Source organism: Pseudoduganella sp. RAF53_2, from assembly GCF_052113985.1.
Classification (GTDB): Bacteria; Pseudomonadota; Gammaproteobacteria; order Burkholderiales; family Burkholderiaceae_D; genus Rugamonas.
Genome location: NZ_JBFRDW010000897.1, coordinates 1 through 1761, shown reverse-complemented (window position 1 = coordinate 1761; position 1761 = coordinate 1). Strand labels below are relative to the sequence as shown.

Here is a 1761-nt window from a genome sequence, read left to right as displayed (position 1 = left end):
TTCCAGTACCTCGCCAGTGCCCGGGTCGATGCGGCGCACGTCGCTCTTGTCGCCTTCCCAGGTGCCGTGCCAAAGCTCGCCGTCCACCCAGGTCACGCCCGTGACAAACCGGTTGGATTCAATGGTCCGCAGCACTTCGCCCGTCTGCGGATCGACCTGGCGAATCTTGCGGGCGCGGTGCTCGCCCACCCATAATGTGCCATCGGCCCAGGCCAGGCCGGAGTCGCCGCCCTTGCCCGGCGCGGGAATCGAAGACAGCACCTGGCCGTTCTTCGGATCGATCTTCAGGATCTTGTCTTCGGCGATCTGGAACAGATAACGCCCATCGAAAGCCGTGCCGGCATGCGCTGCGACATCGATCGACTGCACCACTTCACCGCCTTGAGGATCGAAGGCCATCAGCCCACCGCCAGCCGCAAACCAGACGTTCTCACCGTCGAAAGTCACGCCACCAACGCTTTCCGCGTCCGGATATGGACCATATTCGCGCAGAATCTCAGCTTTGGAATGTTTCATGTCTCGCCCCTTTGTTTGTTTGACGTGCCCATCCTACCCGGCTGGCAGCGAAGCTGGGAGTAACAAGGTTGACGGGAATCCCGGTACCGAAGGAATGGTCCAGCGCCGCGCCGGACCACGTCCGTAAGCATGCACCTTGCCTTCGGCGGCCAGAGTTTCCAGCGCCCGCTGCACGGTGCGCGGACTGGCGCCGGTCGCAATCGCCAGCGCAGAACTCGACCAGGACTCGCCATCGGCCAGGAAGCCCATTAATTCGCCTTGATGATCGTCGGACGGAGGCGCCAGCACGGCGATTTTCCGGTCACCGGACGGCGCCAGCACGAAGCCGTCTCTGGTTGCAGTGATTTCTGCAAATCCGGCAATCTCGCTGCGCAGGCGGCCAATCTCCACGCGCAGGCGCACGCGCTGCGATTCGTCCGCATCCTTGGCGCGAAATGCCTTGGCCACCAGCGCAGCACGCGATACGTCGCCGGGCCAGGCTTCAGCCAGCATTCGGGCGAGCGTGAACAGGACCGGGCGCGTGGTGAGCGGCACCAGCACATAGCCGGCGCGGATCGCATGGCGGCAGGCATCCACCACCACGCTGCCGGAGCCAAGCAATGCTTCCACCTCCTGCAATCGCAGGAAGCACTGCTCACCGACGGAAATCAGACGCGCAGCCGGTGCCTCCAATACGTGCGCCACGCTGTCGACCTCCGCCAGCAGGCTCGCTATACCGGATTGCTGCGCTGCCTCGCGAGCGCGTTCCAGCGCCGCGCGGGCCGGACCGGAATGCAGCCGGCGAATGGCAATGCCCGCAGCGGCCAGTTCGAAGGAAGTGCGCAACGGCGGTGGCAACTGCGATGCATCGACCGTACCAAGCAGGCGTTCCGCTTCGTCCAGCTGGCCGATCAGGAGCGCGCGGCGCGCTTCGATGTGCAGCGCGTGGGCAGCGTTCATATGGTCCCCGTGCGCTTCCAGAGCAGCGCGCGCGGCAGCCAGTGCCTTCGGCGGCCAGGCCAGGTCGCGCGACACGAGCGCGATTTCCGCTTCCGCCACGATGCAGCGCGCGCGGGACACCGCTTCCTTTGATCCGAATGCGCGCCCGGCCTGCTTCAGCAGCTCCTTGGCGCGCGGCAGATCGCCCAGCTGCGCCATAGCGATGCCACGCAGGGCCAGCGCCGGGGCGTCGCCACGTAGGGCCACACGCTTCAATGCTCCCAGCAGGTCGCCGGTCGCCAGTGCACGCGCCGCGGCGGCGATCAT

Annotated in this window: 2 protein-coding genes; both read right to left on the bottom strand. The window is 65.9% G+C overall.

The annotated features are described in order from the left end of the window. A partial coding sequence (locus AB4Z11_RS30800) for a glutamine cyclotransferase (protein ID WP_442029852.1) occupies positions 1-516 on the bottom strand: 516 nt, incomplete at its 3' end. Positions 517-549: 33 nt separating this feature from the next. After that, positions 550-1761, bottom strand: a 1212-nt coding sequence (locus AB4Z11_RS30795) for a helix-turn-helix domain-containing protein (RefSeq protein WP_442029850.1), incomplete at its 5' end; no start/stop codon positions are given.